The following is a 25,631-nucleotide window of genomic DNA, read 5'->3' on the forward strand; positions in this document are numbered from 1 at the left end:
TTCATGCCCGGCATCTGGCAGGACGACTGGGGCCTCGAGATCACCGAGAGCATCCTCATCACCGAAAACGGCGTCGAGACCTTCTGCAACACGCCGCGCAAACTCTTCGTCAAGGACTGATGCGATGAAACCCTCCCCCATCAGCGCCTCCGTCGACTTCACGCGCGACGGCGTGCAGCACGGCTTTCTCAAGCTGCCCTACTCGCGCGACGATGCCGCGTGGGGCGCGGTGATGATCCCGATCACGGTGGTGCGTAACGGCGACGGCCCGACCGCGCTGCTCACCGGCGCGAACCACGGCGACGAATACGAGGGTCCGGTCGCGCTGACCAAGCTCGCGGCGACGCTCGTCGCCGAGGACGTGCGCGGCCGCGTGATCATCCTGCCGTTCATGAACTACCCGGCCTTCCGCGCCGGCACGCGCACCTCGCCGATCGACCGCGGCAACCTCAACCGCAGCTTCCCCGGCAAGCCGGACGGCACGGTCACCGAGAAGATCGCGGATTATGTGCAGCGCCACCTGCTGCCGCTCGCCGACTACGTGCTCGACATCCACTCGGGCGGCAAGACGCTGGACTTCCTGCCCTTCGCTGCCATCCACGTGCTCGACGACAAGGGTCAGCAGGAGCGCTGCGAGGCCGCGATGCAGGCCTTCAACGCGCCGTACTCGATGCGCCTGCTGGAGCTCGACAGCGTCGGCATGTTCGACACCGCGGCCGAGTCGGCCGGCAAGGTCTTCGTATCGACCGAACTCGGCGGTGGCGGCAGCGCGACCGCGAAGAGCGTCGCGGTCGCCGACCGCGGCGTGCGGCAGTTCCTGATCCAGGCCGGCATCTGCGCCGGCCGCATCGAGCGCCGCGACACCGTCACCCTCGACATGCCCGACGGCGACTGCTACGTCACGAGCCTGCACGACGGCCTGCTCGAGATGTGCCGCGACCTCGGCGACGCGGTCGACAAGGACGAGGTGATCGCGCGCGTGCATGACGTCACGCGCACCGGCGTCGCTCCCGTCGAATACCGCGCGCGCCGCGGCGGCATCCTCGCCGCGCGCCACTTCCCCGGCCTGATCGGCCGCGGCGACACCCTCGCGGTAGTCGCCGAAATCGTCGGCTGAATGCTCGGCCAACCCCACGAACAATCTTCCAAAGGAGAAACAACATGAGCGAGACCAACAAGGCCGGCACCGCCGCCGTATGGGCGGGCGAGGAGCACCTCTTCGCCGAGGGCGCGATCTGCCTGCCCGTCTTCAACTCGGTGACCTTCGGCTACGACGACATGAACGAATGGTTCGACGTCGCGCTGGGCCGCAAGAAGGGCCACATCTACTCGCGCAACACCAACCCGACCGTGCGCCCGCTCGAGGAGAAGATCCGCATCCTCGACGGCGCCGAGGAAGCCACCAGCTTCTCGACCGGCATGGCTGCGATCAGCAACACGCTGTTCACGCTGCTGAGCCCTGGCGAACGCGTGGTCGCGATCAAGGACACCTACGGCGGCTCGAACAAGATCTTCATCGAGTTCCTGCCGAAGATGAAGGTCGACGTATGCCTGTGCGACACCAGCGACTTCGACATCATCGAGGCCGAGGTGAAGAAGGGCTGCAAGGTGCTCTACCTCGAGACGCCGACCAACCCGACGCTGAAGGTCGTCGACATCGAGCGCCTCGCCAAGGTCGCGCACCAGCACGGCGCGGTGGTGGTGGTCGACAACACCTTCGCCACGCCGATCAACCAGCGCCCGATCGAACTCGGCGCCGATCTCGTCGTGTATAGCGCGACCAAGTTCCTCAACGGCCACTCCGATGTCATGGGCGGGCTCGTCACCGGCAAGAAGGAACTCGTGGACCGCATCTTCCACTACCGCGAGATCACCGGCGCGACGCTGCACCCGCACTCGGCCTACATGATCCTGCGCGGCATGAAGACGCTGGAACTGCGCATCGAGCGCCACAACCAGAACGCGATGCGCGTGGCGACCTACCTGTCGCAGCACCCCAAGGTCGAGCAGGTGTTCTACCCGGGCCTCGAGACCCATCTCAACCACGCGATCGCGAAGAAGCAGATGCGCGGCTTCGGCGGCATGCTGAGCTTCTCGCTCAAGGGCGGCTTCGACAAGGTCGTCACCGTGCTCGAGAACCTCAAGTACGCGCACAAGGCCGCGAGCCTGGGCTCGGTCGGCACCCTGGTCGGCCCCCCGCGCACGACCAGCCACGTCGAGCTCACCGAGCAGGAGCGCGCCAACGCCGGCATCCCCGAGAGCCTCATCCGCTACTCGGCCGGCATCGAGAACGGCGACGACCTGATCGCCGACCTGGAGCAGGCGCTCGCCAAGATCTGATCCGCCCCCACCCCGGCAGCATCCGGCGCGGCGTCCCACGGGGCGCCGCGCCCACAAGGAGCCCCCAATATGAGCCAGATTGTTGAAGTGAAGGTGCCGGACATCGGCGATTTCGATTCTGTCCCGGTGATCGAGTTGTTCGTGAAGGCCGGCGACACCATCAAGGTCGACGACGCGATCTGCACGCTCGAATCGGACAAGGCGACGATGGACGTGCCGTCATCGGCCGCGGGCATTGTCACCGAAGTGCTGGTCAAGGTCGGTGACAAGGTCGGCGAAGGCGCCGTGCTGCTGAAGGTGGAAGCTGCAGGTGCGGCCGCTGCGGCAACCCCCGCCGCCGCGCCGGCTCCGGCCGCTGCCCCCGCCGCGCCGGTCGCCGCTCCAACGGCCGCCAGCCACGCCGGTGGTGCCGACATCGAGTGCGACATGCTCGTGCTTGGCGCCGGCCCCGGCGGCTACTCGGCCGCATTCCGCTCGGCCGACCTCGGCATGAAGACCGTCATCGTCGAGCGCTACGCCACCCTCGGCGGCGTGTGCCTGAACGTCGGCTGCATCCCGTCGAAGGCGCTGCTACACGTCGCCGCGGTGATCGACGAAGCCGAGCACATGTCGGCCGCGGGCATCACCTTCGCGAAGCCGACCGTCGATATCGACGCGCTGCGTGCCCACAAGGACAAGGTCGTCGGCAAGCTCACCGGCGGTCTCGCCGGCATGGCCAAGGGCCGCAAGGTCGACATCGTGCGCGGATACGGCAGCTTCCTCGACCCGAACCACGTCGAAGTCGAAGTCACGACCGGCGACGGTCAGGACAAGACCGGCGAGAAGAAGGTCATCAGGTTCAAGCAGTGCATCATTGCTGCGGGTTCCGCCGCAGTGCATCTGCCCTTCATCCCGCGCGACCCGCGCATCGTCGACTCCACCGGCGCACTGGAACTCCGCCAGGTGCCGGCGAAGATGCTGGTCATCGGCGGCGGCATCATCGGCCTCGAGATGGCGACCGTGTATTCGACCCTCGGCACCCGTGTCGACGTCGTCGAAATGCTCGACGCCCTGATGCAGGGCCCGGACCGCGACGCCGTCAAGGTGTGGGAGAAGCAGAACGCCCACCGCTTCGACAGCATCATGCTCAAGACCAAAACCATCGCCGTCGAGGCGAAGGACGACGGCCTGTGGGTCACGTTCGAAGGCGCCGATGGTGGCAACAGCGCCCCGGCCGGACCGCAGCGCTACGACATGATCCTGCAGGCGGCCGGCCGCAGCCCCAACGGCAAGAAGATCGGTGCCGAGAAGGCCGGCGTCGTCGTCACCGACCGCGGCTTCATCCCGGTGGACGCGCAGATGCGCACCAACGTGCCGCACATCTTCGCCATCGGCGACATCGTCGGCAACCCGATGCTCGCGCACAAGGCGGTGCATGAGGCGCACGTCGCGGCAGAAGTCGCGGCCGGCGAGAAGTCGGCGTTCGACGCCACCGTGATCCCGGGCGTCGCCTACACCCATCCGGAAGTGGCCTGGGTCGGCTACACGGAAGAACAGGCGAAGAAGGAAGGCCGCAAGGTCGAGACCGCCAAGTTCCCCTGGGCCGCTTCCGGCCGCGCGATCGCCAACGGCGCCGACTACGGCTTCACCAAGCTGATCTTCGACGCCGAAACGCACCGCGTCATTGGCGGCGCGATCGTCGGCCCCTCGGCCGGCGACATGATCGGCGAGGTGTGCCTCGCCATCGAGATGGGCGCGGACGCGGTGGATATCGGCAAGACTATCCACCCGCACCCGACGCTGGGCGAGACCGTCGGCATGGCCGCGGAAGTCGCGCACGGCAGTTGCACCGACGTGCCGCCTACACGCCGCCGCTAAGGCGCCAAAACCTTGCGTCCGAGTACGCCCGATCGAGTGTCCTAGGTCATTCGATCGGGCGTACCAGCCCCCTACACTGCATTACACGAACCGATCGCGCGAGCGGCTCGCCCCGCATCGCGACGCCCCTGCTCACACCAAAGGAACCGCGCCATGACACACAATCCGCCGCCCACGAACATGAATTTCGGCGCCGACAGCGACGCCGGCGAGACCCTCGACTGGCTCGACAGCCTCGCCGAAGTCGTCGAGCGCGACGGATTCGGCCGTGCCGAGTACCTCGTCGACCGCCTCATCGAGGCCGGCCGCCGCGCGGGCGGGCGCTTCCACACCCGCCACACGACGCCCTACCGCAACACCATCGCCGTCGAGGCGCAGCCGCAGTACCCGGGCGACCTCGACCTCGAGGCGCGCATCACCTCGATCCACCGCTGGAACGCGCTGGCCATGGTGTCGCGCGCGAACAAGACCCACCCCGAACTGGGCGGCCACATCGCGACCTATGCGTCGATCGCCGACCTCTTCGAAGTGGGCTTCCACCACTTCTTTCGCGCGCGCAGCGAGGCGCACCCCGGCGACCTGGTCTACTTTCAGCCGCATGCTGCGCCCGGCGTGTATGCGCGCGCCTTCCTCGAAGGGCGCCTGAGCGAGGACCGGCTCAACCATTTCCGCCGCGAAGTCTCCGGCGGCATCGGCCGCGGCCTGTCGTCCTATCCGCACCCCACGCTGATGCCGGACTTCTGGCAGTTCCCGACCGGCTCGATGGGACTGGGCCTCCTCAGCGCGATCTACCAGGCACGCTTCCAGCGCTACCAGCAGCACCGCGGCATCGCGCCGCAGAGCGACCGCCGCGTGTGGGCCTTCGTCGGGGACGGCGAGATGGACGAGCCCGAATCGCTCGCCGGCATCTCGCTCGCCGCGCGCGAGCAGCTCGACAACCTGGTCCTCGTCATCAACTGCAACCTGCAGCGTCTGGACGGCCCGGTGCGCGGCAACGGCAACGTCGTACAGGAGTTCGAGACGCTGTTCGCCGGCGCCGGCTGGAACGTCGTGAAGTGCCTGTGGGGCTCGAACTGGGACGTGCTGTTCGCGCGCGACCGCGACGGCTGGATCCTCAAGCGCATGGCCGAGGCGGTGGACGGCGAATTCCAGAAGCTCTCGGCGACCGACGGCCACTACAACCGCGAGCACTTCTTCTCGCGCTACCCCGAACTCGCCGCGCTGGTCGCCAACATGTCGGACCACGACATCGACGCCCTGAAGCGCGGCGGCCACGACCCGATCAAGATTTACGCCGCCTACGCCGCGGCGGTCGCGCACAAGGGCCAGCCCACGGTGATCCTCGCGCAGACCACCAAAGGCTACGGCATGGGCGCCTCGGGCCAGGGCGCGAACAGCGCGCATCAGACCAAGAAGCTCGCGCGCAAAGACCTCGAAAGCTTCCGCGAGCGCTTCGAGCTGCCACTGACCGACGAGGACCTCGACGAACTCAACTACTACCACCCCGGCGAGGACAGCCGCGAGCTGCGCTACCTGCAGGAACGCCGCGCCGCGCTGGGCGGCTATGTGCCGGCGCGCAACCGCGATGCGAAGCCGATCGCGCTCGCGCAGCCCGAGCTCTACGATGCCTTCCACGGCGACTCGGCCGGGCGGGAAGTGTCGACGACGATGAGCTTCGTGCGCCTGCTCGGCAAACTCATGGCCGACAAGCAGCTTGGACGCCGCGTCGTGCCGGTGGTCGCCGACGAGGCGCGCACCTTCGGCATGCAGGCGATGTTCCGCCAGTTCGGCATCTACTCGCCGTGGGGCCAGCGCTACACGCCACAGGACTCCGACCAGCTCGCCTTCTACCGTGAGGATGTGAAGGGCCAGATCCTCGAGGAAGGCATCTCGGAGGCCGGATCGATGGCCTCGTGGATCGCGGCCGGCACCGCCTACTCGCATAGCGACGAGCCAATGCTGCCGTGCTACATCTTCTACTCGATGTTCGGTTTCCAGCGCGTCGCCGACCTGATCTGGAACGCCGCCGACTCGCAGGCGCGAGGCTTTCTGCTGGGCGCGACCGCCGGCCGCACGACGCTCTCGGGCGAAGGCCTGCAGCACGAGGACGGGCAGAGCCACGTCTATGCTGCGACGATCCCGACCTGCCGCGCCTACGATCCCGCCTACGGTTTTGAAGTCGCGGTGATCGTCGAGGACGGCGTGCGCCGCATGATGAGCGAGGGCGACAACGGCTTCTACTACATCACCCTCTACAACGAGAACTACGCCCACCCGGCGATGCCGGCCGGGGCCGAGGAAGGCATTCGCCGCGGTCTCTACCTGCTGCGCGCAAGCGCGCTCGAAGGCAAGCCGCGCGTGCAGCTCGTGGGCAGCGGCACGATCCTGCGCGAAGTGCTCGCCGCGGCCGAGCGGCTGGAAGCCGAGTTCGGCGTCGCCGCCGACGTGTGGAGCGCGACGAGCTTCGGCGAGCTGCGCAAGGACGGCCTCGCCTGCGAGCGCTGGAATCTGCTGCACCCGGAAGAGGCCCCGCGCGAGCCCTGGGTCGCGCAGCAACTCGCGGGCCGCGGCCCGGTCGTCGCCGCGAGCGACTTCATGCGCGCCTATCCGGACCTGATCCGCAACTGGGTCCCCGCGCGCTACACCGTGCTCGGCACCGACGGCTTCGGCCGCTCCGACACGCGCGTCGCACTGCGCGACTTCTTCGAGGTCGACGCCCGCTACGTCACGCTCGCCGCGCTGCGCAGCCTCGTCGCCGACGGCGTGCTGCCGGCCGCGACGCTCGAAGGCCTCGTCGCGCGCCTCGGCATCGCCGCCGACAAACCCAGCCCGCTCGCGATCTGAACGCGGCGCCCGGAAAGAACAATCGAGGTGAACAGATGACCCGACTCATAGACGTGACCGTGCCGGACATCGGCGACTACAAGGACGTGCCCGTGATCGAGCTGCTCGTGCAGCCCGGCGACCACATCACCGCCGACGATCCCATTCTTACGCTCGAATCGGACAAGGCGACGATGGACGTGCCCGCGCCGGTGGCCGGCATCGTCCGCGAACTGCTCGCGAAGGTCGGCGACCGCGTGTCGCAGGGCAGCCTGGTGATGAAGATCGAAACCGCCGAGGGTGGCACGGCGGCAGCTGCTGCGGAAGCCGCGCAGGCTGCGCCGCCCGCGTCCGTCGCTGTCCCGATGGCGGCCGCTCCTGCGGCACCGCCCCCACCGCCCGCGGCTGAACCGTCGGCGCCCGCCGCCCTCCCGCCGGCCCTGCCGCCCGGCGGCAAGGTGCACGCCAGCCCCTCGGTGCGCGGCTACGCGCGCGAGCTGGGCGTTGACCTCGCGCAGGTGCGCGCGAGCGGAGCCAAGGGCCGCATCACCCGCGAGGACATCACGGCGCACGTGAAGGCCGCGATGAGCTCTGGCAGCGTGCCCGGCAAGACCCCGGCCGCGGCGCCGGGCAACGGGCTCGACCTGCTGCCCTGGCCCAAGATCGACTTCGCGAAGTTCGGCCCGATCGAAACCCAGCCGCTGTCGCGCATCAAGAAGATCTCCGGCGGGAACCTCTCGCGCAACGCGGTCGTGATCCCCCACGTCACCAACTTCGACGAGGCCGACATCACCGATCTGGAAGCCTTCCGCGTCGCCCTCAACAAGGAGAACGACAAGAGCGGCAGGAAGCTCACGATGCTCGCCTTCCTGATCAAGGCCTGCGTCTCGGCGCTGCGCAAGTTCCCCGAGTTCAACGCCAGCCTCGACGGCGACAATCTGGTGCTGAAGAAGTACTTCCACGTCGCCTTCGCCGCCGACACGCCCAACGGGCTGGTCGTGCCGGTGATCCGCGACGCGGATCGCAAGGGCCTCTACGAGATCGCCGCGGAGGCCGCCGAGCTCGCGAAGAAGGCGCGCGACGGCAAGCTCGGCCCCGCCGACATGAGCGGCGGCTGCTTCACGGTCTCCAGCCTGGGCGGCATCGGCGGCACCGCCTTCACACCGATCATCAATGCCCCCGAGGTCGCCATCCTCGGCGTCACCAAGGCCCAGACGAAGCCGGTGTGGGACGGCCAGCAGTTCGTGCCGCGCCTGATCCTGCCGCTGTGCCTGTCGTGGGACCACCGCGTCGTCGACGGCGTGCTCGCCGCACGCTTCCTGGTGCATCTGCAGAGCGTGCTCGGCGACTTCCGGCGCATCAGCCTCGAAGGCTGAAGCCCTCGGCGCCGCATTAGCAGGGCGGACACCCCCGCTGCGAGATGTCCGCCCTTCGCCGTCTATGACGCTCGCCGACGCGGGTGGATTGGCGGTATTCGGCAGCCCTATCTGGGTTGGCCGCGACTCCCCTCACCCCAGCCCTTCAACGAGCCCGGCCATCTCGCGATTCCCGTGCGGATCAGCCTCGTCGCGCAGGCCCGCGACGACCCCGGCCCGGTCGGCCTCGCTCCTGTTCTGGCTCATCTTGAACTTGCCCTCCAGGCGCGCGATGGGAATCTCGATGCCGACGATGGCTTTCATCTGTGCCGCGATGTAATCGGCCGGCGCGTCGCTGACCGCCCACGGCACGGGCCGCGGATGCTCGTGGAACGCGGTCAGGTCGTCGAGTTGTCGGCGCAGCCAGGCAGCGTCCTCGATCGCCGTCGGTTTGCCCCAAGCGTGGACGGTGGCGTAGTTCCAGGTCGGAACGGCCTTGTGCGTGTCGGCCTTGCTCGGATACCACGACGGGGTGACATAGCCCTGCACGCCCCCAAAAACGACCAGGCATTCGTCGACGCAGGTTAGCTCCTGCCAGTGCGGATTCGCCCGCGCGAGGTGGGCGCGCAGCACGCCAAACTCCCCCTCGTCCGGGTAGACCAAGAAGGGCAGCGGCGACGCCTGCAGGCCGCCCTCGCCGTGCGTGACCAGCAGGCCGAGCGGATTCGCCTCGATCAGCGCATGCAGGCGGACGGTGGCGTCTTCTCTGAAGCTTGAGGGGGTATACACGGGACAAGCCTTTCTCGATTCGCACGGGTTCCGAGCATACCGCAATGGCTGCGGTGCCCAAGCGGATCTCCTGCCGGGGCTGCCGCCCCTTACTCCTTTCTCACGTCACGGCGGCCGCAGACCGCCCAGCGACGCGCCAGCCGGCGAGCGTGTGTCCGAGCAGCGCGAGCAGCACCACCATCCCCCCGAACAGCACCCGAGCGCCTGGCGCCTCGCCGAGCAGCCACCACACCCACAGCGGGCCGAGCACGACTTCGAGCAGGAGCAGCAAGCCGACCTCGGCGGCACCGATGCGTCGCGGCCCGAGTTGCACGAGCATGAAGCCCAGCGGCAGCAGCAACAGCGCCATTGCCGCGAGCGCGGCGAACTCGCCGGCGTCGAGGCGCGGCGCGCCACCCAGCGCGAACGCTGCGAACGAGGCCAGCAGCGCCCCCGGCAGCAGAGCCGGGCTCATGTCGACGAGCGGGCGGCTGCGCGCGAGCGCGAGGTTCGCGGCGAACAGCGCGGCCGCGGCGAGCGCCAGCAGGTTGCCCGGCAGGCTCGCGCCGGGAGCATCGTCGGAGACGATCAGCACGATGCCGGCGACGCACACCAGGATCGCCGCAAGGTCGCGGCGCGACAGGCGCTCGCCGAGCCAGACCCAGGCGATGAGCCCGGCGACCAAGGGCGAGACGCTGTAGATCAGCAAGGTGCTCGCCGCACCGGCGAGGTTCATCGCCGTGACGTAGCACATCGTGCTCGCCGCGTAGCTCAGCGCGCAGCCCGCGCCAGTCCAGCCGCAGCGCGCGAGCGCTCGCGGCAGCGCGGTGCGATAGCGCAGCCCGAGCAGCACCCCGAGGCCTGCCGCCATCATCAAGGCGCGCCATGCGAGGACGTGCAGCGCATCGGCACTCACCCAGCGCAGCACGAACGCATCGGGCGACATCAGCAGCACGCCGGCTGCGGTCATCAACAAGCCCTTCTGCCGTTCCTGCACGGCGCTCTCCTTGTCGTTGCGCGAGGGTCCACAAATGCGCCGCCACGGCGATCGCGGCGGCGCTGAGGGCGAAGCGCGCAATCAGAACGCGTACTTCGCCGCGGCTTGGAAGCGCAGCGCGCGCGCCGATTCGCCGTCCTGCGTCTCCTTGGCCGCGCGCGAGACCTCGAACGCCAGCGTGACTGGCTCGGACAGCTTATAGAAGTGGCTGAAGTGGATGCTCTCGAGCTTGCGCGTCGAGGTCGGGAACAAGGCCTCGGGGCGATCGCCGTGCACCTGGCCGTAGGACAGCGAGGAGCTGAACCGGCTGGTCCAGTCGTGCGTGAGCGCGACGTTGAATCCGCGCGCGCGGATCGTCTCGAGCGAGCCGTCGGCCTTGATGTAGGCCGCGCCGATACCCGCCGATCCGTCGGACTCGCCGCTCGCGGAATACACGTAGCGGCCGACGCCGTCACCCCAGATGACGCCACCCATCAGCCGCGTCGCCGCACCGAGGGCAACGTTGCCGGCAAGCATCAGGCCGTAGCCGGTCACCGCGTCGTCGTTCGCGCCGTCGTCATAGGCGAGGCGGCGCAGCACCGCGCCGGCCTCGAGTGCCGCCTTGTCGCCGCTCCAGCTGTAGCGCGCCGTCAGATCCGGCGCCGTATCCTTCGCGTCGGCGAAGCCCGTGCCTTCCGGGTTCTCGGCCGAGAACGACAGGCTGCCCGCACCGAGCGGCAGCGTATAGCGCAGCTGGGCCTGGCGCAGAAAGCTGACGCCGACCGGCCCATCAAAGTCGACGGTCGCCGGATAGGCCGCGAAGTGCATGAAGTTCGACCAGGTCTGGCCCGCGAGCACGCCGCCCAGCTCGCCGTAGGCGTGGCGGATGCGGAAGTTGCGCGAGTTGGAGAACAGCTCGTTGCCGCCGGCGCCGAAGAAGTCGGCTTCGAGGTGGGTACGTAGCGACCCCATGTCGGTCGCGGTCGTGGTCTTCACGAACAGGCGCGACTCCCGCGCGTGCATTCGGAAATGGCCGTCCTTGGAACTGCCGCTAGTGGACAATCCGTCGACGAAGAGCGTATCGCCCAGATCCTGGTCGCGGTCATAGATCGCATCGAGCTTGAGGTAGCCGCCGATCTGCACCGAGGTCTTCGAGCCCGGCAGCTTGAAGCTGCCGGGAGTGTCGCCGCCAGTGACGACATTGCCCGCCTTCAGGGCCGCCTCCCCTTCGCGGCCGGATTTCTCGATTTGGTCGATGCGCGCCTGCAGGCGATTGAGTTGCTCGCGCAGCGCCTCGATCGAATTGTCCTGTGCGAACGCGGGGCTAACTGCCAATACGGCGGCAACGCCGGCAAGTACATGTTTCATCGTCTGCCTCACTCCACTGTTTGAAATTGCGACGCCCTTCTCACGGGGCGCCATCAGGAGACAGGCGCACACATCCATGCCACTGAAAAACGTGGATTTCAAACCTGAAAGAGGTGTGCGGCCGTCGCGAGCAAGACTACGAAGGCTGCAGCGGGAATCGAAATATCCTAGTACGCGATATTTCTTTGCACTGGCGTAGAAGCCTTGGCATTCGGATGATGGCAAATGCGAGAGGCTAACCGGATCGCGCTCCACCTGCGCCCTTAGCGACTCGGCGGTCTTTCCCGGCCCCAGCAGGATTGTCTTGATGCCGGTAGCGCTCTTCTGGAACCCCAATGCCGGTTGGTCATAGACGGGAAGACAAAAAGCACGTCCATGACCGCCAAGAGGATGCGAACATCGCGGTCGTGCGAGTTTTCGAACGGCTCTTTCGTGTTGCTCATCCGCGCCGTCATGCCCATCACGTTCGCTGAGGAAGATCAGACGCGTTTTGTTGCGCTGACGCAGGCCGGGTTCAGGACCATTCACCCCGGCAGCGCGATCCGCTTCGGGTTGAGGCCGCTGGAGTTTTCGGCGTGGTTAAAGAGGGAGGCTGGACGTGCTTGAGCGGGTAACGAGCCAAGGGCAGGCAATGCGGTCGATCTGCTGTCGCTCCTCGCCCCCTTGACCGTCGGCAAATCATGCCGATGAAATATGAGCACTGGAGAGTATTTAGTAGAACGGCCGACTTTTGAAAAAACGGCACCCCGAAGGGTGCCGTAATTCCTTGATTTTATGGGGCGACATACCGGGATCGAACCGGCGACACCTGGAGCCACAAGACCGGACTCTAAACCAACAAATCAAATACTTGCGTGACTTTTCTTTCAAAACAACGTCTCGCCATACCCAGTAACGGCGCGGAACGTCGGCGGAGTTTTGAAAGGTCGTCGGGCGTAAATTGACTGATTCCGATGTCCTGATCCAAACGACAGTCACCACCGGGTGCTACCACGTAATCACCACTCGGATCGATCGACGAGAACAGCCGCACGGCCGCGTCCTCAGCAAGATCCGATGGGTCCTCGAGCACACTCTCAGATGGGCGCGGCTGACGCCTGAATGAACTCCTGAGCCCCGTCTGGTCAGGAGGGATGCCGAGCCAGCCGCGTGGTGTCGAAATTCTCGGGTGGAATCAACTCACGGGTGCCGGGTATCGTTCCCGGCCGACCGAGCATGGGATATCGGGCCAACTGGAATGCCGCGTCGCTGAATAGTTCATCCAGCCTGGCCGCCGCCGGTGGGCTATCGGCCGCGATGTAATCCCAGATGTCGGCACGGTCCCGCTGCGCCTCAAGCGTCCAGACGACCCTCACGCCCGGCTCGTCAACTTGGCGCGCCGGGCGGCGAACTCGGCTTCGACCTCATCGTTCGAGTGACCTTGGCCCGCCTGCATCGAAGCCGGACCGGCCTCGACCTTGCGGCGCAGGAACTCGTCGTACTCGCGCGCCTCACGCTGCCGCTGAACGAACTCGCGCATCAGTTCGCGCAGCACCTGCGATACCGGGCGATGGGCGGCCTCGGCCATGAACTCGGCGTGCAGCTCGAACTCCAGCTTCATCGTAAAAACGGCTTGTTTCGGCATGATCAACACCGTGACCGGCGCGTTGGCGGGGATACTCACTGGGCGACCATCGCCTGCAGGGTCACCCGCTGCGGCCTCTCTCCCTTTACGCGGAGATTGGCCGTGCCCGTGACACCCTCGACGGCGACCGGCTTGTCCTGATGATCGGCGACGAAGATCTGCACCCGATCCGGCTTCAGCACCAGTTCGACCCGATAGCCGCCCGACTCGGCGACCAGGCCGCCGTGGGGCGGCACGAGTTTGGCGAGCTCCGATTCGGAGTGCGCCCATGCCAGGCTGGCCAGGGCCACGGCCACGGCCACCGACGCAAACCTCTTGAATGACAGGCCGATCATTTGCCCGCTCCTTTTCCCCATGCACGCCGCCGCTCACATCGGCCCGATGCCGACGGGAATCAGGCTGACGCCCCACAGGACGAAGATCGCGATCACCCATGCCAGGCCGGGCGTGACCTTGCGACCGTTCGTCCACCAGTACCAGAGCACGATCCCGAGGGTCAGCACGATGAAGGACGCCAGCATCACCAGCGCCCAGCCGATGAACCGGTCCACCGCCTCCTTGCGCTTGAGCAGACCCGGCAGGGCGTTCACGCCGAGGATGCCGAGCACCGACAGGAACACGAGCGGCAACGCGCGCCCGATGCCGTTCATTCCCATGAGCCAGAACCAGTCCCAGCTGTTGCCGGTGCCGGCGATGTAGATCAGCAGCACGTAGGTGATGGGGTTCGGGCAGCCGACCCCGGCGTTGCCGAGGAAAAGGCCGAGGAAGAATACCTTCAGGTATTCGGAGCGCTCGTCGATGAATTTCGGTATGTGCGTGTAGGCGGGCAGCTCGAATTTGATCAGTTTCAGTTCCGACAGCCCGAAGAGCATCGCTGCGATGCCGGCCAGCACGTACATGATTCGCGTCGCCTGGCCCAGTCCGAGGTATCTGCCGATCAGGGCGACCGCGACCCCGTAGAAGCCGAGCGTGATGGCGAGTCCAGGCCGAACAGAACGGCCATGGCCAGGCCCTTGCGGTAGCCCTCCGCCATGCTCAGCGGTACGATGATGAAGGCGAGCGGCAGCGTGCACGGTAGAAAGATGTTCGACACGCCGCCCGAGAAGGACAGCGTCGCGGTCGCCGCCGTCGTCGTGCTCGTCGACAAGTACACGAGCGACAGGATGATCGCAGAGAGCAGCGCGAAGGCGAGGCTCACGAAGACGACGCGCATGCGCTTTTCCGCCTCGCTGAGAGTCGAATCGGCGTTCATGACGTTCTCCTCCGATTCCGTTGTTATGCGCTCCGAGCCCGGCCGCTCAGCCGGGAGATGCGCGGCCCCCATGCCGACGCCTCATCTTCCGCCCCAGCGCTGCTGCAGGAAGTTGTGGATCGGCACATAGGCGACGCCCGCGTACAGGCCATACACGAAGCTCTCCACCAGCCCGAGCAGGAACGACGTCCAGCTCAGCCACTTGAAGCCGGGCAGCACCTGTTCGAGGAACGCGTGCATATGCAGGCTCTCGGGTACCGCCAGTCCATATGCCACGCACAGCACGAAGGTGAATGCCCCCCATATACCCAAGGCCACGGAAACAACTTTCATGTTGAGCATGGCGTCACCTCTTGTCGCTATGGGAAGCCCCGCAGCCGCAGTGGCCCGACTCGCGGTTCACGGCGCCGGCGAACTTCTCCGGCGCGGCGGCAAAGGTCCGACGGCAAGCCTCGGAGCAGAAATAGTAGGTATGTCCGGCGTGCTGCGCAGTCGCCGCCGCGTGCGCGGGCTCCACTTCCATGTTGCATACGGGATCTCTTGCCATGATGCACCTCCTCCACATTACGGCCACGCGCGCTGCAAGTAGCGCCGCGCGTGGCCCCTGTTCCTGTCAGCTTCCGCCGCGCGGCTGGTTCGGCCCCCGGTCCCCGGCCACCCGCTCGCGATAGAGATCGCGCCGCGTGAGCGGCACGGGTGGCGGCGCCTTCGCGCGCTTCGACACCAGGATCTGATAGACGCCCACCCCGCCCTGCGCGAATTCGTGCGCGCACGCGGCCATGTAGAGCCGCCAGACGCGGAAAACCTCCGGGCTCACATGCCCGAGCGCTTCGCGCCGCCGCGCTTCCAGCCGTTCGCCCCAGTGCCGCAACGTGAGCGCGTAGTGGGGACGCAGACCTTCCACGTCCCAGATCTCGAAACCGACCCGCTCCATTGCGCGCTGCACGTTGCTCACGGTATCGAGCTCGCCGTCGGGGAAGACGTAGCGGTTGATGAAGCGTGTGCCGACCGAATCCGGCCAGCCTTCCCGATCGTGGGTGATGCCGTGATTGAGGAACAGGCCGCCGTCGCGCAGCAGGCGGTGCGCGCTCGAGAAATAGGTCGGCAGGTTGCGCAGCCCGACATGCTCGAACATGCCGACGCTCGCGATCTTGTCGAATCGCCCCGCTTCATCGATATCGCGGTAATCCTTCAGCTCGACGCTCACCCGCCCCCCGAGGCCGGCCTCGGCGATGCGGCGCCGCGTGTAGTCGAACTGGTTGCGACTCAGGGTGACTCCGTGCGCCTCCACGCCATAGTGCGTCGCGGCCCAGCACAACAGTGCCCCCCAGCCGCAGCCGATATCGAGCAGGCGCTCCCCCGCAGTCAGGCGCAGCTTGCGGCACAGCAAGTCGAGCTTGTTGCGCTGCGCCCGCTCGAGGCTCTCGTCGGGCTGCTCGAAGTAGGCGCAGGAGTACACCATCTGTTCGTCGAGCCACAGCCGATAGAAATCGTTCGACACGTCATAGTGGAAGGCGATGGCTTGACCGTCACGACGACGGGAGTGCTTGAGCAGCGTGCTTCCAGCCTCCCAGCGCCTGCCGCAAGCGTCCGGCCATGCGGTCGCCGCGCGCCGCGGCAGCGCGAGCGCACGGGCGAGCAGCGCCAGTTTTGTCGATGGGCGCAGGCGCAGGGCAGCGAAGTGCTCCTTCAGCGCGAGCACATCTGAAAAATCGCCTTCGACATCCACCGTACCGCGCACATAGGCGTCCGCCAGGCGCAACGGGTCGCGTGTGAGGATCAGCTCGCGCAGCACCCGTGCATCGTGGATGAGCAGAGTGCAACGCGGCCGGCCGTCTCCGAATTCAAGGGTCACGCCATTCCACAGCCGCACTGCAGGCGCCGCGCCGGCGCCGCCCAGCAGGGGCTCGAGGATGCGCCGCGCCCCCACCGCATCAGCGCGCTCGGCTTCTGCGACCGAGATATCTCGCCTGTCGGCAACCATCGTCATCTCCTCCTGCTCGAAGCTTCCTCGTTACGACGCCCGGTCTGCTGCGTCGCCCGTGCCGGCCGCCCTGCCCCCGCGGCGCCGAGATACACCGGAAAGACCGTTGCGATCGACACCCCGAGTACCCTCGAGATGAATATCTTGTGGATCCCCATGGCAGCAATTTCCTTGCAATTGTCGTGACGTAGAGGCCTTCGTCTCAGCGTCGTCCGATCTCCCGCCCGAGGCGCCAGCTCAGCCACAGTGCCAGCACATACCCGAGGATCGCCAGCACCGGGATTTCACCCCAACGCGGCCCGATGCTGTGCTGCATCAGTAGCGACGATGCGACGTACAACCCGAGCGTCACCAGCGCCAGCGACAGGCGACGCCCGGTGCGATCGATCTCCTCCTGCAACCGCTCCAGGCCACGGTGCGAGACCGACAGTTCGATGCCATCGCCCCGCATGCGGTGGAGCGCCCTGCTCAGGTCCGAGGGCAGCTGCCGCAACGACACGAAGGACTCGTACTTGAACCGGGCCCCCGGATCCCCCGCCCCGCCCGCGGTCTCCAACAGTGCGCCAGCCTTGTTGAACAGCCCCTCGACGAGGTTGAACCGCGGGGCGAGCCGCCGCACCGTGCTTTCCATCAGGAACACCGCCCGCAGCAGGACCAGCAGATGATGCGGCAGGCGCGCGTTGCGCCCATGGCCCATGCGCGCGATGCGCAGGAACGCGTCGGCGAACGACCAATCGTTCAAGGGTTTGCGCGCATAGTCCTGAACGAGTTCCTCCATGCCGGCGCGAAACTCCTCGCGGTCCAGTGCGCCGGCGAGCACGCCCAGATCGAGATAGGCATCCACGAGCCAGTCGCCGTCCTGCTGCACGAAGGCCATCATGAAGGCGATGAGGCCCATGCGCGTACGCCGGTCGAGGAAACCGACGAGTCCGAAGTCGTGGAAGCAGATGCGTCCGTCGTCGAGCACGAAGAGATTGCCCGGGTGCGGATCGCCGTGGAAGACGCCTTCGACGAAGAACTGGTGCAGGTAGGCGTCTACGAGGTTGGCCGCAAGCCGCGGGCCCTGGGGCAGAAAGGCCGGATCGTCGATGCGTCGGCCGGGGCTCATCTCCTGCACGATGACCCATTCCGTGTAGAGATCGTCCACGACGCCGGGCACATAGACCGTGGGCGATCCATGGAACATCTCGGCGAAACGGGCGATGTTGTGCGCTTCCTGACGGAAGTTGATCTCCTTGTGCAGGTTGCGCGCGAGCTCGTCCACCAGTTCCAGCGGCTTGATCGCGCGCAGGCCCGGCAGCAACCAGAGAACGCTGCGCACGAACCAGCGCAGGATGCGGATGTCCTCCTCGACCTGGCGCCGGATGCCCGGACGGCGCACCTTGACGATGACGACACGACCGTCGCGGGTCGTCGCGCGGTGCACCTGGGCGATGGAACCCGCCGCCAGCGCCTGCGGCTGGAACTGCGCGAACAGCTCCTTCAGCGGGCTTCCGAACGACGCCTCCACCTCCGCACGGGCCTGCTCGAAGGGAAAGGGCTGGACACGGTCGTGCAGCTTCTGCAAAGCAGTCACATAGTCGTCGGGTAGGAACTCGCGGTGGAGGCTCAGGCCTTGCCCGAGCTTGACGAACGTCGTGCCGAGCCGCTCGAGCGTAGCGGCGAAGCGCTGCGGCGGTGCGGTCCGACCACGCACCACGCCGCTGCGCGCAAGCCCCCACCAGAGGACCAGGCCCCACAGCGCGAGATTGATCTGCAGCAGCCGAATTGCCACGTGCATCGCGATCACTCCCTCCCCGGGCAGCCATCCTTCTGCCGAACGGCCCATTGCCAGCCCGGCGCGTCGCAAGCCCTACGGACGAGCCTGCAACTGCCGCAAGCGGACGGCCAAACCGGGTGACCATGCGTGTATTCATAGTGGCCCCCCTCGCGCTTCCCGACAAGGAACGTCGCGATCACGGTCATACGACACCTCCCGTTTCGGACATCTCGTCTGAACCGGCGCGCTGGGGGCTGCACGGAGCGGCTCAGTGACCGCTGCTTCTTGAAGGCTCACATAAAGTATAAGCGTCGCTCCTCTACGCAAGCGTGACCGACGGATTACATTGCTGTAATCCCCTGGAGCCCCAGCGACAAGGCCGTATCGACGTAGGTCCCCCGCCATCAGGAGCGTCGCGGCAACGCCGACCACGGCCGTCACGCCGAGCCCGGCCCTGAGCGCTCGCGTCTGCATGGCGGTCCAGTGCCTCGGTGCGTTCATGTGCCCTTTCGCCGAGGCATGGCGGAGCCACGGCTTGCTGGCGCCACCGAGCGCTGCCATGTGATGTGCTCGTAGACGCCGGTCCACGCCATTCCGAAGGACAAGCCGAACAGCAGCTCCTCCACCGGCAGGCCATAGATGACCAAGCCGCTGAGCGCCGCGAGGTTCCACACCTGCTCGACATAGCCCGGTGCCGACCATTTCAGGCCCAGCAGGAACAGCGAGTAGATGGCCAGAAAGAGGAGCCCGCCAACAACGGTGTTGCGCGCGAGATCGGGCCGGCAGAGCACTGCAGCGACGGCGCCCAGTGTCAATGCCCCTATCGCCGCGTAGATGGGATTCCACGGGAGGAGGAATAGCAGCGCGAAGGCGACGAAGGGGGTTGCGAGCGCCCCCCGATGCCAACGATGGCGCAGGTGGTGGCGCTCGCGCGCCGTCATGCGCACAAGCCGCCGGTGCATCAGGGCGTTGTAGGCGGCAGCGCCGATGCCGCCGATCGCGAAAGTGAAGACGAGACTTTCGATGTCGAAGCCTGTCGTCTGTGCGAGCTCGAACAGACTGGGCGGATTCCAGTATTCGGGCACGAACAACGGCTCCGTGAGCCCGAACGGCGCGGTGCCCACGCTGGCCCACCACATTTGACGGCGCTGCCGTGGAAATGCGAGGAACGTGATCGCCCACAAGGCCAGGAAGGCGCACGACCAGATCAGCCAGACGTAATTGAATGGCATGACACCCCCTTTCGTCAGCCACGATGATTTGATCGACGCAAGCGCCCGCACATGCTCATCGGAGACGGCTATCGTGAATAAGTGCTACGACAGCGCGGCAGCCTGCACCAGCGCGTGAACGGTCTGCTCAAACACGCCGTCCCTTCGCTCGCCGCAACCGCCAACTAGCAACCCCGCCTGTGGTGCCGATGCTCCGGGGATGTATTTCCACCAAGCACCGCAGCCGCAAAACGCTCCGGCGACTCCTCGAAGATCTCGCGATTCTCACGCGTCGCGAAGTAGTACGTTCGGTCTTTATAGACACTGGTGACGGCTTGGAGCATCTCTACCGGCCGCCCGCTCACCGGGTCGATTGCCGACTGCGAGGGCGGAGTCTCATCGCCCGCACTCGGGCCGGGCGCTCCGCGTTCATCAGAATGTCCACGGCCGTACGATCGGCGCCCTCCACCTCCACATCCCATGCCGCCGCGGCTCATCATCACGAACACCCCCACCAACAGCACGACCCAGATCCAGTTTTCCGATAGCCATTTCATGATCCTCACCTCGCGCTTCGTCCATTACGGCTTTGCGGTCTCACCCGTGCCCCCGGGTCGAGCCCGCCGTACGCGGCCTTGAGCAACGTGCTCCGTACTCACCTCACTGCTGCAGATCGCTCTTACCCAGTATGCATTAGAATGGTTGACCAGGACGTGACCCGCAGATTACATAGCAGTCATTGGGAGACCAGCGCTGTTTGGCCCTCACCTAGCGACTTCGTCGCCATTCAGGTCCTGCGCCACTGCACCACGCCATTCAGGGCGCAGGGTTGCTATGCACGGCGTCCGCTGGATCCTGCACCGCCGAATGTCGCGTTTCGTCGGCGGCGCCCAACAGCTGATCCAGCTCCCCACGGCCCACCATCTCCTTTTCGAGCAGCAAACGCGCCAAGGTGTCCAGCAACCCGCGTCTGGCGCTCAGCGTCTCGCTCACGCGGGTGTGCGCATCGGCCAGGATCATTCTCACCTCTTCATCTATGGCTTCGGCCGTATGCTCGCTGTACTCCTTGCGCCCGGGCATTACCGGGCCATCGAGGAACAGGGCGGCACGGGCGTCCTCCAGCGTCGCCAGCCCCAGTCATTCGCTCATGCCGTACTGGGTGACCATCTGGCGCGCGAGATCGGTGGCCCGCTGCAAATCGTTCCGGGCGCCGGTGGACACGTCGCCGAAGACCATTTCCTCCGCCACCCGGCCGCCCAACAGCACGTCGATGCGTTCGAGCAGATCGGCCCGCGTCATCAGATAGCGGTCCTCACCTGGGGTCTGCCGCGTGTAGCCCAAGGCGGCCACCCCGCGGGGAATGATGGATATCTTGGTCACCCGGTCCGTGCGGGGCCGGGCCTCGGCCACCAACGCGTGACCCGCCTCGTGATAGGCCACCGTTTCCTTCTCCTTCGGATTGATCAGCCGGTTCTTCTTCTCAATACCCGCCACAATGCGGTCCAGGGCCTCGTCGAAATCGGCCATCTCGACGGCATCCTTGCCCTTGCGGGCGGCAAGCAGCGCCGCCTCGTTTACGAGGTTGGCCAGGTATGCGTGGGGAACAGCACGCTCTGAATCAGTAGCAGTACGATGAAGGCACCCACGAAGTACCACAGGGAAAAGACTTGGCGCTTTTCCATCATGCGCTCCAGCGCTGCTGCAGGAAGTTGTGGATCGGCACGTACGGGAGGCGGACATGCACCCCGTACGCGAAACTCACTCCCAGTCCAAGCAGGAAAACCGGTCCGCTCAGCCAGCCTGACAGCATTTGGTCCAGGAACGCGTGCATGTGAATGCGCGCGGGCACCGCCAGTCCGTATGCCACGCCCAACACGAAGGTGAACGCGACCCAGATACTCAGAGCCACGAAAACGACTTTGAGGTTCAGCATGACGCCTCCTTTAGCGATTGTTGAGATCCCCGCCGTCGTTGCCGCGGGAGTCATGGCTGACCGCCTTGGTACACTTCTCCGACGTGGCTACAAACGTCTTGCAGTTGGCCTCCTAACAAATAATAGGCCTGCCCGGGGCACTGGGCCCTGGCCGCTGCGTCGGTTGCATCAACTTCCCTAGTGCATACCGGCTCACACGCCATGGCCCACCTCTTCTGCAAGATCGCTTCCTTTACGTGTTGCCTCCCGAGCGACGCGTCCGTCCTGATGACTGGTCTGCGCTCTGTCACCCCCTCCCTTTCTCGTTCGCCCGCAGCGCCACACCACTCGCAGCCAACCTTGCGGCCGCGAGCGCGGCAGAAACCAGCAGACCGGCACCCAGCCAGAATGGAAGCTCGGGACGTAGATCGAACAGCACGCCGGCGGCCAACGAGCCTGCGGCTTGCCCGAGATTCCCCGCCGCAACGCTCTTGCCCAAGGCACGTCCCTGATTGTCGCCAGCATCGCGGGAAATGCGATAACTCAGGACGGGAATGAGAATGCCTGCAGCGGCGGCGATCACCCCGATCAGCCCCGCCTGAGCCAGATAGCTGTCGCTGTAGGGCAGCAGGGCCATGCCGACCGCCATCGCCACGAGGCCCGATGTCGTCAGAAGCGGGCCATACAAAAGCGAGGAAGGGGACCAGAAGACAGCAATCTGGGCTACGATCATCACGAGGCTGCATTCCATGAACATGACGCTGATGGCCGCGGGCGTCAGCCCGAGGAACCGCTGGGCACGTAGCCCGATGGCCACCTCGAAGCTGCCGAGCCCGAACATGAGCAGCAGCACCAGGAAAAACAATGTCGGCTGCACGCGCGCCGCGTCCGGAGCCGTTGGCGTTCTGGCCATCGGTACGCGGGGCAGGCGGAGGAACAGCGCGATCCAGGCCGCCGCGCCCAGGATCGCGGCGACGGCGAACGGAGAGGCCAACGCCACGTGCCACTGGTCCGCTCCGCCCGATCCAGCCCCCGTCCGTGTCGTAATGCCGCTCAAGGCCGGTCCCGCCAGCAGTCCCAGGCCAGAGGCCGCGCTCAACCAGGCGAAACGGCGTGCGCGCAGTGCCGCCGGGTGGCTGGCCCCCGCGAATGCCATGGTTACCGGCAATACCGCCGCGGCGAAGAGACCGCTGGCGATACGCATGGCGTATGCCTGCCACAGGGTTAGTGACAGCCCGAACAGGAGCAATGTCACGACGTAGCCCGCGAGCCCCACCAGCAGAATCGACCGCTGGCCGACCCGGTCCGACAATCGTCCGCAGATCGGAGCGAAAGCGGACAGCGCCAGCGTGTAAGCACCCATGAGCATCCCCGCATGCCACGACACTGAACGCCTGCCGTTGTCCGCGAGATGCTCGATAAAGGACGCGAGCACCGGCAGCAGACTGCCGTAGCCCATGAACACCACGAACACCGTCGCCGTCAGCAGCAGGTGGATGTCCGTGTCCGCTTGGGGCGATAGTCGCTTCATCGCTGATATGTGCTTTAGCTGAAGATTGACGTTAGCCCGCCCTCGATGCTCACCGCCGTGCCGCGTACAGAATCGATGCCGACCTCGGCCCATCGCTGGTCAACGTGGCTCGCCTCCCGCTCCCCTCGTCGCGGTCGCCACCGAACAGTCCGCCGAATAATAATTTGCCGTGGCCGTGTCCGTGGCGAAGCAGCAAGAGCGCTCCGATCGCCAGCAGGATCCATAGCCCGTTCTCCGATATCCAGTTCATGGTGGCTCTCCCGCCCCTATGGGACCTCGGTGCATTTCAGCGCGACCATGCGTCTCAATGTGCCCTCTTCGGCAACGAACAGATCGACCGCCTGGGGGTCGAATTGCCGGCCGCTCAGGCGCAGTATCTCGGCCTTCGCGGCATCGAAGGGCAGGCCCTTGCGGTATGGACGGTCCGACGTCATTGCATCCAGCGTGTCAATGACCGCAAACAACCGGGCACCGAGCGGAATTTCCGTGCCGCGCAGGGCGCGCGGATACCCCGTGCCATCGAAACGCTCCTCGTGGCAAAGAACGATATCGGCGGCATCGGCCATTCCGGGGAGTCGGCTGACGACCCGGTAGCCGTCATCGGCGTGCCGGCGCATTAGCATCCACTCGTCGGCACGGAGGGGGCCATTCTTGAGCAGCACCCGGTCCGGGATGCCGATCTTGCCGATATCGTGCAGCAGGGCTCCCCAATAGATTTCGCGCAGCTGGGCTGCGTCGGCGATGCAGCGCTTCGCGAGGATGAGCGTGTGGCATGCAACGCGACGCGAATGCTGGCCGGTTTCGTGTTCGCGCAGGTCCAGCAGATCCGCGAGCGCTTCGGCAAAAGTCGCATAAGGATCTTCGGTGGCACCCCGAGCGGCGCGCTGCCGGTCGAGGAAACAGGGCTCACAGACATGCACGCCGTCTTCCTGGGCCGGCAAGGAGCGGACAAGGGTCCGGCCACAGCAATCGCATCGGTGTGCATCCGGCTCGGCTCCGCCCGGGCAAACCTCGCTCGTCCGCTTGCTGGCATCGTGCTGCTGCATTTGTCGCCCTCGCTGCATGACTCCTCCTGGGAGGTCCATGCCCGCCGTGACCCTGTTGCATGAACAAATGCGTCAGCGGGCAGGCGCGTGCGAATGCATGATGTTGCTCCCTTCAGGAGCTTCCATCATAGATCGCATGCCCCGACCACAGGTTGCCCCTGCTATTGCAGTTTTGTCATTTTCTGGAGGCCAACCGAAATCCGACACCCGTCACGCTTGCCCGCAGCGGATCCGCATACCTTGCAAAGATGTAATCCCGGCGTCAGCAATCCGTCGAGTGATCTCGCGCATCATGTCTTCATGCCGGCCGGAGAGCGCGGCGAATAACGACAACCCCTGAGGGGACACCCATGCAGAGACTCAAGCCGTACGGGCTGCTCGGCCTGCTCGCGGTGCCGGCCGGTCCGGCAGTCGCGGCGCTCTGCACGTCCCTGCTGCTCGCAGGTTGTGCGACGAGCGTCGTCGACGACAATTTCGCGACCCTGGGCGAGTTCGGCCGTCAACGGCTCGGATCCGAGTTGCGGTGGCTGCGATCCGAGGAAGCACGTCACGACATGATGCAGGAGGTCGAGGGCCTGCTTGCATCCCCGCTCGGGGCCGACGAAGCGGTCCGCATCGCGCTCGGCTACAGCCCGGCGCTCCAGGTCCTGCTCGCCGAAGCGGCCGCTGCCTCGGCCGACGCGACCCAGTCCGCACGCATCGCCAACCCGGTATTCACTTTCGAGCGGCTCGTGCGCAATGGTCACGACGGACGCGAACTCGAACTCGGACGGACGCTCGGCATCTCGCTGTTCGACATCCTGCTGCTCCCGGCCCGCCGCGAGCGCGCCGCGCAGCGACAGGAGACCACGCGCCTGCAGGCGTCGGTGGCACTCGTGACGCTGGTCGCTGACGTGCGCCGCGCCTGGGTCCGTGCCGTCTCGGCTAACCAAGTGGCGCGCTATCGGCAGGACGTGGCCGACGCGGCGCAGGCCGCCGCCGAGCTCGCACGACGTATGGAGGGCGCCGGCAACTTCAGCCGGCTGCAGCGCGCGCGCCAGCAGGCCTTCCATAGCGATGCGGTCGCGGAACTGGCCCGCTCGCAACAGCAGGCCGCCGCCAGCCGGGAAGCACTGATACGCTTCCTCGGTTTGCCGGCCGCCCAGGCAGCACGACTCAAACTGCCCGATCGACTGCCCGATCTGCCCGCCGTCGAACGCGACGAGAAGGAAGTCACCCAAGCCGCACTCGACGAGCGGCTCGACGTACGGCTGGCCCGCGCCGAGCTCGAGGCCACGGCGCGCGAGCTCGGCCTCACGCGGGTCACCAGCGTCGTCAACGGCCTGCACGTCGCCGGCATCGATAACCGCGAGACGGGCGAGCGCCGGCAACGCGGCTTCGAGGTCGAGCTGCCCCTGCCGCTGTTCGACTTCGGCGATGCCTCCCGCGCCGGCGCCGAGGCGCGCTACCTCGCGGCCCTGAACCGCACGGCACAGGTCGGCGCAGAGGCGGCGTCGCAGGTACGCGAGAGCCATGCCGCCTGGCGAACCACCCAGGCGCTCGCCCGCCACTACCGCGACGAGATCGTGCCGCTGCGCCAGACCATCTCCGACGAGATGGTGCTGCAGTACAACGGGATGCTGACGGACGTTTTCGAGCTCCTTGCCGACGCCCGCTCGCGCATCACCAGCGTGATCCATGCCATCGAAGCGGAGCGCGACTTCTGGCTGGCCGATGCCACGCTCGACGCGGCTCTCCTCGGCACCCCCGTGGCACCGTTTTCCCTGCAGGGCCTCGCCCCTTCCGGCGATGCCGGTGGCGGCGGACACTGATCCGGAGATGGCAT

24 protein-coding genes and 2 pseudogenes are annotated in these 25,631 nt (G+C 66.4%); 6 read left to right on the forward strand and 20 right to left on the reverse strand.

From position 1 onward, the window contains the following. Positions 1–124: 124 nt before the first annotated feature. The 5 genes from doeB (at position 125) to aceF (ending at position 8,396) form a co-directional block, all read left to right on the forward strand. A complete protein-coding gene (doeB, locus tag F464_RS0109855; protein ID WP_018989635.1) occupies positions 125–1,117 on the forward strand; it encodes a N(2)-acetyl-L-2,4-diaminobutanoate deacetylase DoeB in 993 nt (330 codons plus the stop codon). 44 nt (positions 1,118–1,161) lie between these two features. Then, positions 1,162–2,340, forward strand: coding sequence for a cystathionine gamma-synthase family protein (locus F464_RS0109860; protein WP_018989636.1), 1,179 nt, complete (start codon positions 1,162–1,164; stop codon positions 2,338–2,340). 69 nt (positions 2,341–2,409) lie between these two features. Further along, positions 2,410–4,197 (forward strand): dihydrolipoyl dehydrogenase, encoded by a 1,788-nt coding sequence (gene lpdA / locus F464_RS0109865; protein WP_018989637.1) that lies wholly within the window; start codon positions 2,410–2,412, stop codon positions 4,195–4,197. 153 nt (positions 4,198–4,350) lie between these two features. Further along, a complete protein-coding gene (aceE, locus tag F464_RS0109870; protein ID WP_018989638.1) occupies positions 4,351–7,041 on the forward strand; it encodes a pyruvate dehydrogenase (acetyl-transferring), homodimeric type in 2,691 nt (896 codons plus the stop codon). A 35-nt stretch (positions 7,042–7,076) separates the two neighbouring features. Beyond that, a complete protein-coding gene (aceF, locus tag F464_RS28170) occupies positions 7,077–8,396 on the forward strand; it encodes a dihydrolipoyllysine-residue acetyltransferase (RefSeq protein WP_018989639.1) in 1,320 nt (439 codons plus the stop codon). A 132-nt stretch (positions 8,397–8,528) separates the two neighbouring features. On the opposite strand, the gene F464_RS0109880 is transcribed toward aceF, so the two are convergent. The 20 genes and pseudogenes from F464_RS0109880 to F464_RS32020 form a co-directional block, all read right to left on the reverse strand. Further along, a complete protein-coding gene (locus tag F464_RS0109880; RefSeq protein WP_018989640.1) occupies positions 8,529–9,164 on the reverse strand; it encodes an FMN-binding negative transcriptional regulator in 636 nt (211 codons plus the stop codon). 100 nt (positions 9,165–9,264) lie between these two features. After that, positions 9,265–10,140: a DMT family transporter gene (locus F464_RS0109885; RefSeq protein WP_018989641.1), complete on the reverse strand. Its 876-nt coding sequence runs from the start codon at positions 10,138–10,140 to the stop codon at positions 9,265–9,267. 81 nt (positions 10,141–10,221) lie between these two features. Then, entirely contained in the window at positions 10,222–11,487 is a 1,266-nt protein-coding gene (locus F464_RS0109890) for a DcaP family trimeric outer membrane transporter (protein WP_018989642.1), read from the reverse strand. Between the two features lie 1,124 nt (positions 11,488–12,611). Next, positions 12,612–12,842, reverse strand: coding sequence for a type II toxin-antitoxin system RelE/ParE family toxin (locus F464_RS28175; protein WP_018989644.1), 231 nt, complete (start codon positions 12,840–12,842; stop codon positions 12,612–12,614). Continuing rightward, on the reverse strand, positions 12,839–13,111 hold the full coding sequence (locus F464_RS0109905) for a hypothetical protein (protein ID WP_026295893.1): 273 nt from the start codon (positions 13,109–13,111) through the stop codon (positions 12,839–12,841). Before F464_RS0109905 ends, F464_RS28175 begins: the two co-directional genes overlap by 4 nt. A gap of 35 nt (positions 13,112–13,146) precedes the next feature. Continuing rightward, positions 13,147–13,446 carry a hypothetical protein gene (locus F464_RS0109910; RefSeq protein WP_018989646.1) on the reverse strand — a complete coding sequence of 100 codons (300 nt, stop codon included), beginning with the start codon at positions 13,444–13,446 and terminating at the stop codon, positions 13,147–13,149. A gap of 33 nt (positions 13,447–13,479) precedes the next feature. Continuing rightward, complete coding sequence (locus F464_RS30300) at positions 13,480–14,010, reverse strand: cytochrome c biogenesis protein CcdA (RefSeq protein ID WP_051092270.1); 531 nt, start codon at positions 14,008–14,010, stop codon at positions 13,480–13,482. 38 nt (positions 14,011–14,048) lie between these two features. Then, positions 14,049–14,363 (reverse strand): hypothetical protein, encoded by a 315-nt coding sequence (locus F464_RS31580; RefSeq protein WP_051092271.1) that lies wholly within the window; start codon positions 14,361–14,363, stop codon positions 14,049–14,051. A gap of 81 nt (positions 14,364–14,444) precedes the next feature. After that, positions 14,445–14,705 (reverse strand): DUF5676 family membrane protein, encoded by a 261-nt coding sequence (locus F464_RS0109920; RefSeq protein WP_026295894.1) that lies wholly within the window; start codon positions 14,703–14,705, stop codon positions 14,445–14,447. Between the two features lie 4 nt (positions 14,706–14,709). Then, complete coding sequence (locus F464_RS28185) at positions 14,710–14,910, reverse strand: YHS domain-containing protein (protein WP_051092272.1); 201 nt, start codon at positions 14,908–14,910, stop codon at positions 14,710–14,712. A 66-nt stretch (positions 14,911–14,976) separates the two neighbouring features. Next, complete coding sequence (locus F464_RS0109930) at positions 14,977–16,347, reverse strand: SAM-dependent methyltransferase (RefSeq protein WP_018989649.1); 1,371 nt, start codon at positions 16,345–16,347, stop codon at positions 14,977–14,979. A 202-nt stretch (positions 16,348–16,549) separates the two neighbouring features. Then, positions 16,550–18,127: an ABC1 kinase family protein gene (locus F464_RS0109940; RefSeq protein WP_018989651.1), complete on the reverse strand. Its 1,578-nt coding sequence runs from the start codon at positions 18,125–18,127 to the stop codon at positions 16,550–16,552. 476 nt (positions 18,128–18,603) lie between these two features. Next, a complete protein-coding gene (locus F464_RS0109945; RefSeq protein WP_018989652.1) occupies positions 18,604–19,338 on the reverse strand; it encodes a lycopene cyclase domain-containing protein in 735 nt (244 codons plus the stop codon). Positions 19,339–19,502: 164 nt separating this feature from the next. After that, positions 19,503–19,874, reverse strand: a complete 372-nt coding sequence (locus tag F464_RS30305) for a YHS domain-containing protein (protein ID WP_084600479.1) — start codon at positions 19,872–19,874, stop codon at positions 19,503–19,505. A 259-nt stretch (positions 19,875–20,133) separates the two neighbouring features. Beyond that, positions 20,134–21,057: pseudogene (locus F464_RS31585) on the reverse strand (hypothetical protein). Continuing rightward, positions 20,999–21,250, reverse strand: coding sequence for a hypothetical protein (locus F464_RS0109965; RefSeq protein WP_018989656.1), 252 nt, complete (start codon positions 21,248–21,250; stop codon positions 20,999–21,001). Before F464_RS0109965 ends, F464_RS31585 begins: the two are co-directional and overlap by 59 nt. Positions 21,251–21,536: 286 nt before the next feature. Then, on the reverse strand, positions 21,537–22,760 hold the full coding sequence (locus F464_RS28195) for an MFS transporter (RefSeq protein ID WP_018989657.1): 1,224 nt from the start codon (positions 22,758–22,760) through the stop codon (positions 21,537–21,539). 49 nt (positions 22,761–22,809) lie between these two features. After that, positions 22,810–23,010 carry a hypothetical protein gene (locus F464_RS30895; RefSeq protein WP_018989658.1) on the reverse strand — a complete coding sequence of 67 codons (201 nt, stop codon included), beginning with the start codon at positions 23,008–23,010 and terminating at the stop codon, positions 22,810–22,812. A 16-nt stretch (positions 23,011–23,026) separates the two neighbouring features. Next, positions 23,027–23,680 (reverse strand): HD-GYP domain-containing protein, encoded by a 654-nt coding sequence (locus F464_RS0109980; protein WP_018989659.1) that lies wholly within the window; start codon positions 23,678–23,680, stop codon positions 23,027–23,029. Beyond that, positions 23,667–23,888 (reverse strand): annotated as a pseudogene (locus tag F464_RS32020) (DUF2933 domain-containing protein); the annotation flags it as partial. The pseudogene F464_RS32020 and the gene F464_RS0109980, both read right to left, overlap by 14 nt. A 268-nt stretch (positions 23,889–24,156) precedes the next feature. Between F464_RS32020 and F464_RS0109985 the strand changes: the two are divergent. Beyond that, positions 24,157–25,617 (forward strand): TolC family protein, encoded by a 1,461-nt coding sequence (locus F464_RS0109985; protein WP_018989660.1) that lies wholly within the window; start codon positions 24,157–24,159, stop codon positions 25,615–25,617. The last annotated feature ends 14 nt before the right edge of the window (positions 25,618–25,631 follow it).

The sequence above is a fragment of the Aromatoleum toluclasticum ATCC 700605 genome (genome assembly GCF_000378245.1).
In the GTDB taxonomy this organism is placed as follows: domain Bacteria; phylum Pseudomonadota; class Gammaproteobacteria; order Burkholderiales; family Rhodocyclaceae; genus Aromatoleum; species Aromatoleum toluclasticum.

What these genes read in the sequence shown, in the direction of transcription:
- doeB (WP_018989635.1), top strand. Translation starts at nt 125, where the DNA reads ATGAAACCCTCCCCCATCAGCGCCTCCGTCGACTTCACGCGCGACGGC.
- F464_RS0109860 (WP_018989636.1), top strand. Translation starts at nt 1,162, where the DNA reads ATGAGCGAGACCAACAAGGCCGGCACCGCCGCCGTATGGGCGGGCGAG.
- lpdA (WP_018989637.1), top strand. Translation starts at nt 2,410, where the DNA reads ATGAGCCAGATTGTTGAAGTGAAGGTGCCGGACATCGGCGATTTCGAT.
- aceE (WP_018989638.1), top strand. Translation starts at nt 4,351, where the DNA reads ATGACACACAATCCGCCGCCCACGAACATGAATTTCGGCGCCGACAGC.
- aceF (WP_018989639.1), top strand. Translation starts at nt 7,077, where the DNA reads ATGACCCGACTCATAGACGTGACCGTGCCGGACATCGGCGACTACAAG.
- F464_RS0109890 (WP_018989642.1), bottom strand. Translation starts at nt 11,487, where the DNA reads ATGAAACATGTACTTGCCGGCGTTGCCGCCGTATTGGCAGTTAGCCCC.
- F464_RS0109905 (WP_026295893.1), bottom strand. Translation starts at nt 13,111, where the DNA reads ATGCCGAAACAAGCCGTTTTTACGATGAAGCTGGAGTTCGAGCTGCAC.
- F464_RS0109910 (WP_018989646.1), bottom strand. Translation starts at nt 13,446, where the DNA reads ATGATCGGCCTGTCATTCAAGAGGTTTGCGTCGGTGGCCGTGGCCGTG.
- F464_RS30300 (WP_051092270.1), bottom strand. Translation starts at nt 14,010, where the DNA reads ATGTACGTGCTGGCCGGCATCGCAGCGATGCTCTTCGGGCTGTCGGAA.
- F464_RS31580 (WP_051092271.1), bottom strand. Translation starts at nt 14,363, where the DNA reads ATGAACGCCGATTCGACTCTCAGCGAGGCGGAAAAGCGCATGCGCGTC.
- F464_RS0109920 (WP_026295894.1), bottom strand. Translation starts at nt 14,705, where the DNA reads ATGCTCAACATGAAAGTTGTTTCCGTGGCCTTGGGTATATGGGGGGCA.
- F464_RS28185 (WP_051092272.1), bottom strand. Translation starts at nt 14,910, where the DNA reads ATGGCAAGAGATCCCGTATGCAACATGGAAGTGGAGCCCGCGCACGCG.
- F464_RS0109930 (WP_018989649.1), bottom strand. Translation starts at nt 16,347, where the DNA reads ATGGTTGCCGACAGGCGAGATATCTCGGTCGCAGAAGCCGAGCGCGCT.
- F464_RS0109940 (WP_018989651.1), bottom strand. Translation starts at nt 18,127, where the DNA reads ATGCACGTGGCAATTCGGCTGCTGCAGATCAATCTCGCGCTGTGGGGC.
- F464_RS0109945 (WP_018989652.1), bottom strand. Translation starts at nt 19,338, where the DNA reads ATGCCATTCAATTACGTCTGGCTGATCTGGTCGTGCGCCTTCCTGGCC.
- F464_RS30305 (WP_084600479.1), bottom strand. Translation starts at nt 19,874, where the DNA reads ATGAAATGGCTATCGGAAAACTGGATCTGGGTCGTGCTGTTGGTGGGG.
- F464_RS0109965 (WP_018989656.1), bottom strand. Translation starts at nt 21,250, where the DNA reads ATGCTGAACCTCAAAGTCGTTTTCGTGGCTCTGAGTATCTGGGTCGCG.
- F464_RS28195 (WP_018989657.1), bottom strand. Translation starts at nt 22,760, where the DNA reads ATGAAGCGACTATCGCCCCAAGCGGACACGGACATCCACCTGCTGCTG.
- F464_RS30895 (WP_018989658.1), bottom strand. Translation starts at nt 23,010, where the DNA reads ATGAACTGGATATCGGAGAACGGGCTATGGATCCTGCTGGCGATCGGA.
- F464_RS0109985 (WP_018989660.1), top strand. Translation starts at nt 24,157, where the DNA reads ATGCAGAGACTCAAGCCGTACGGGCTGCTCGGCCTGCTCGCGGTGCCG.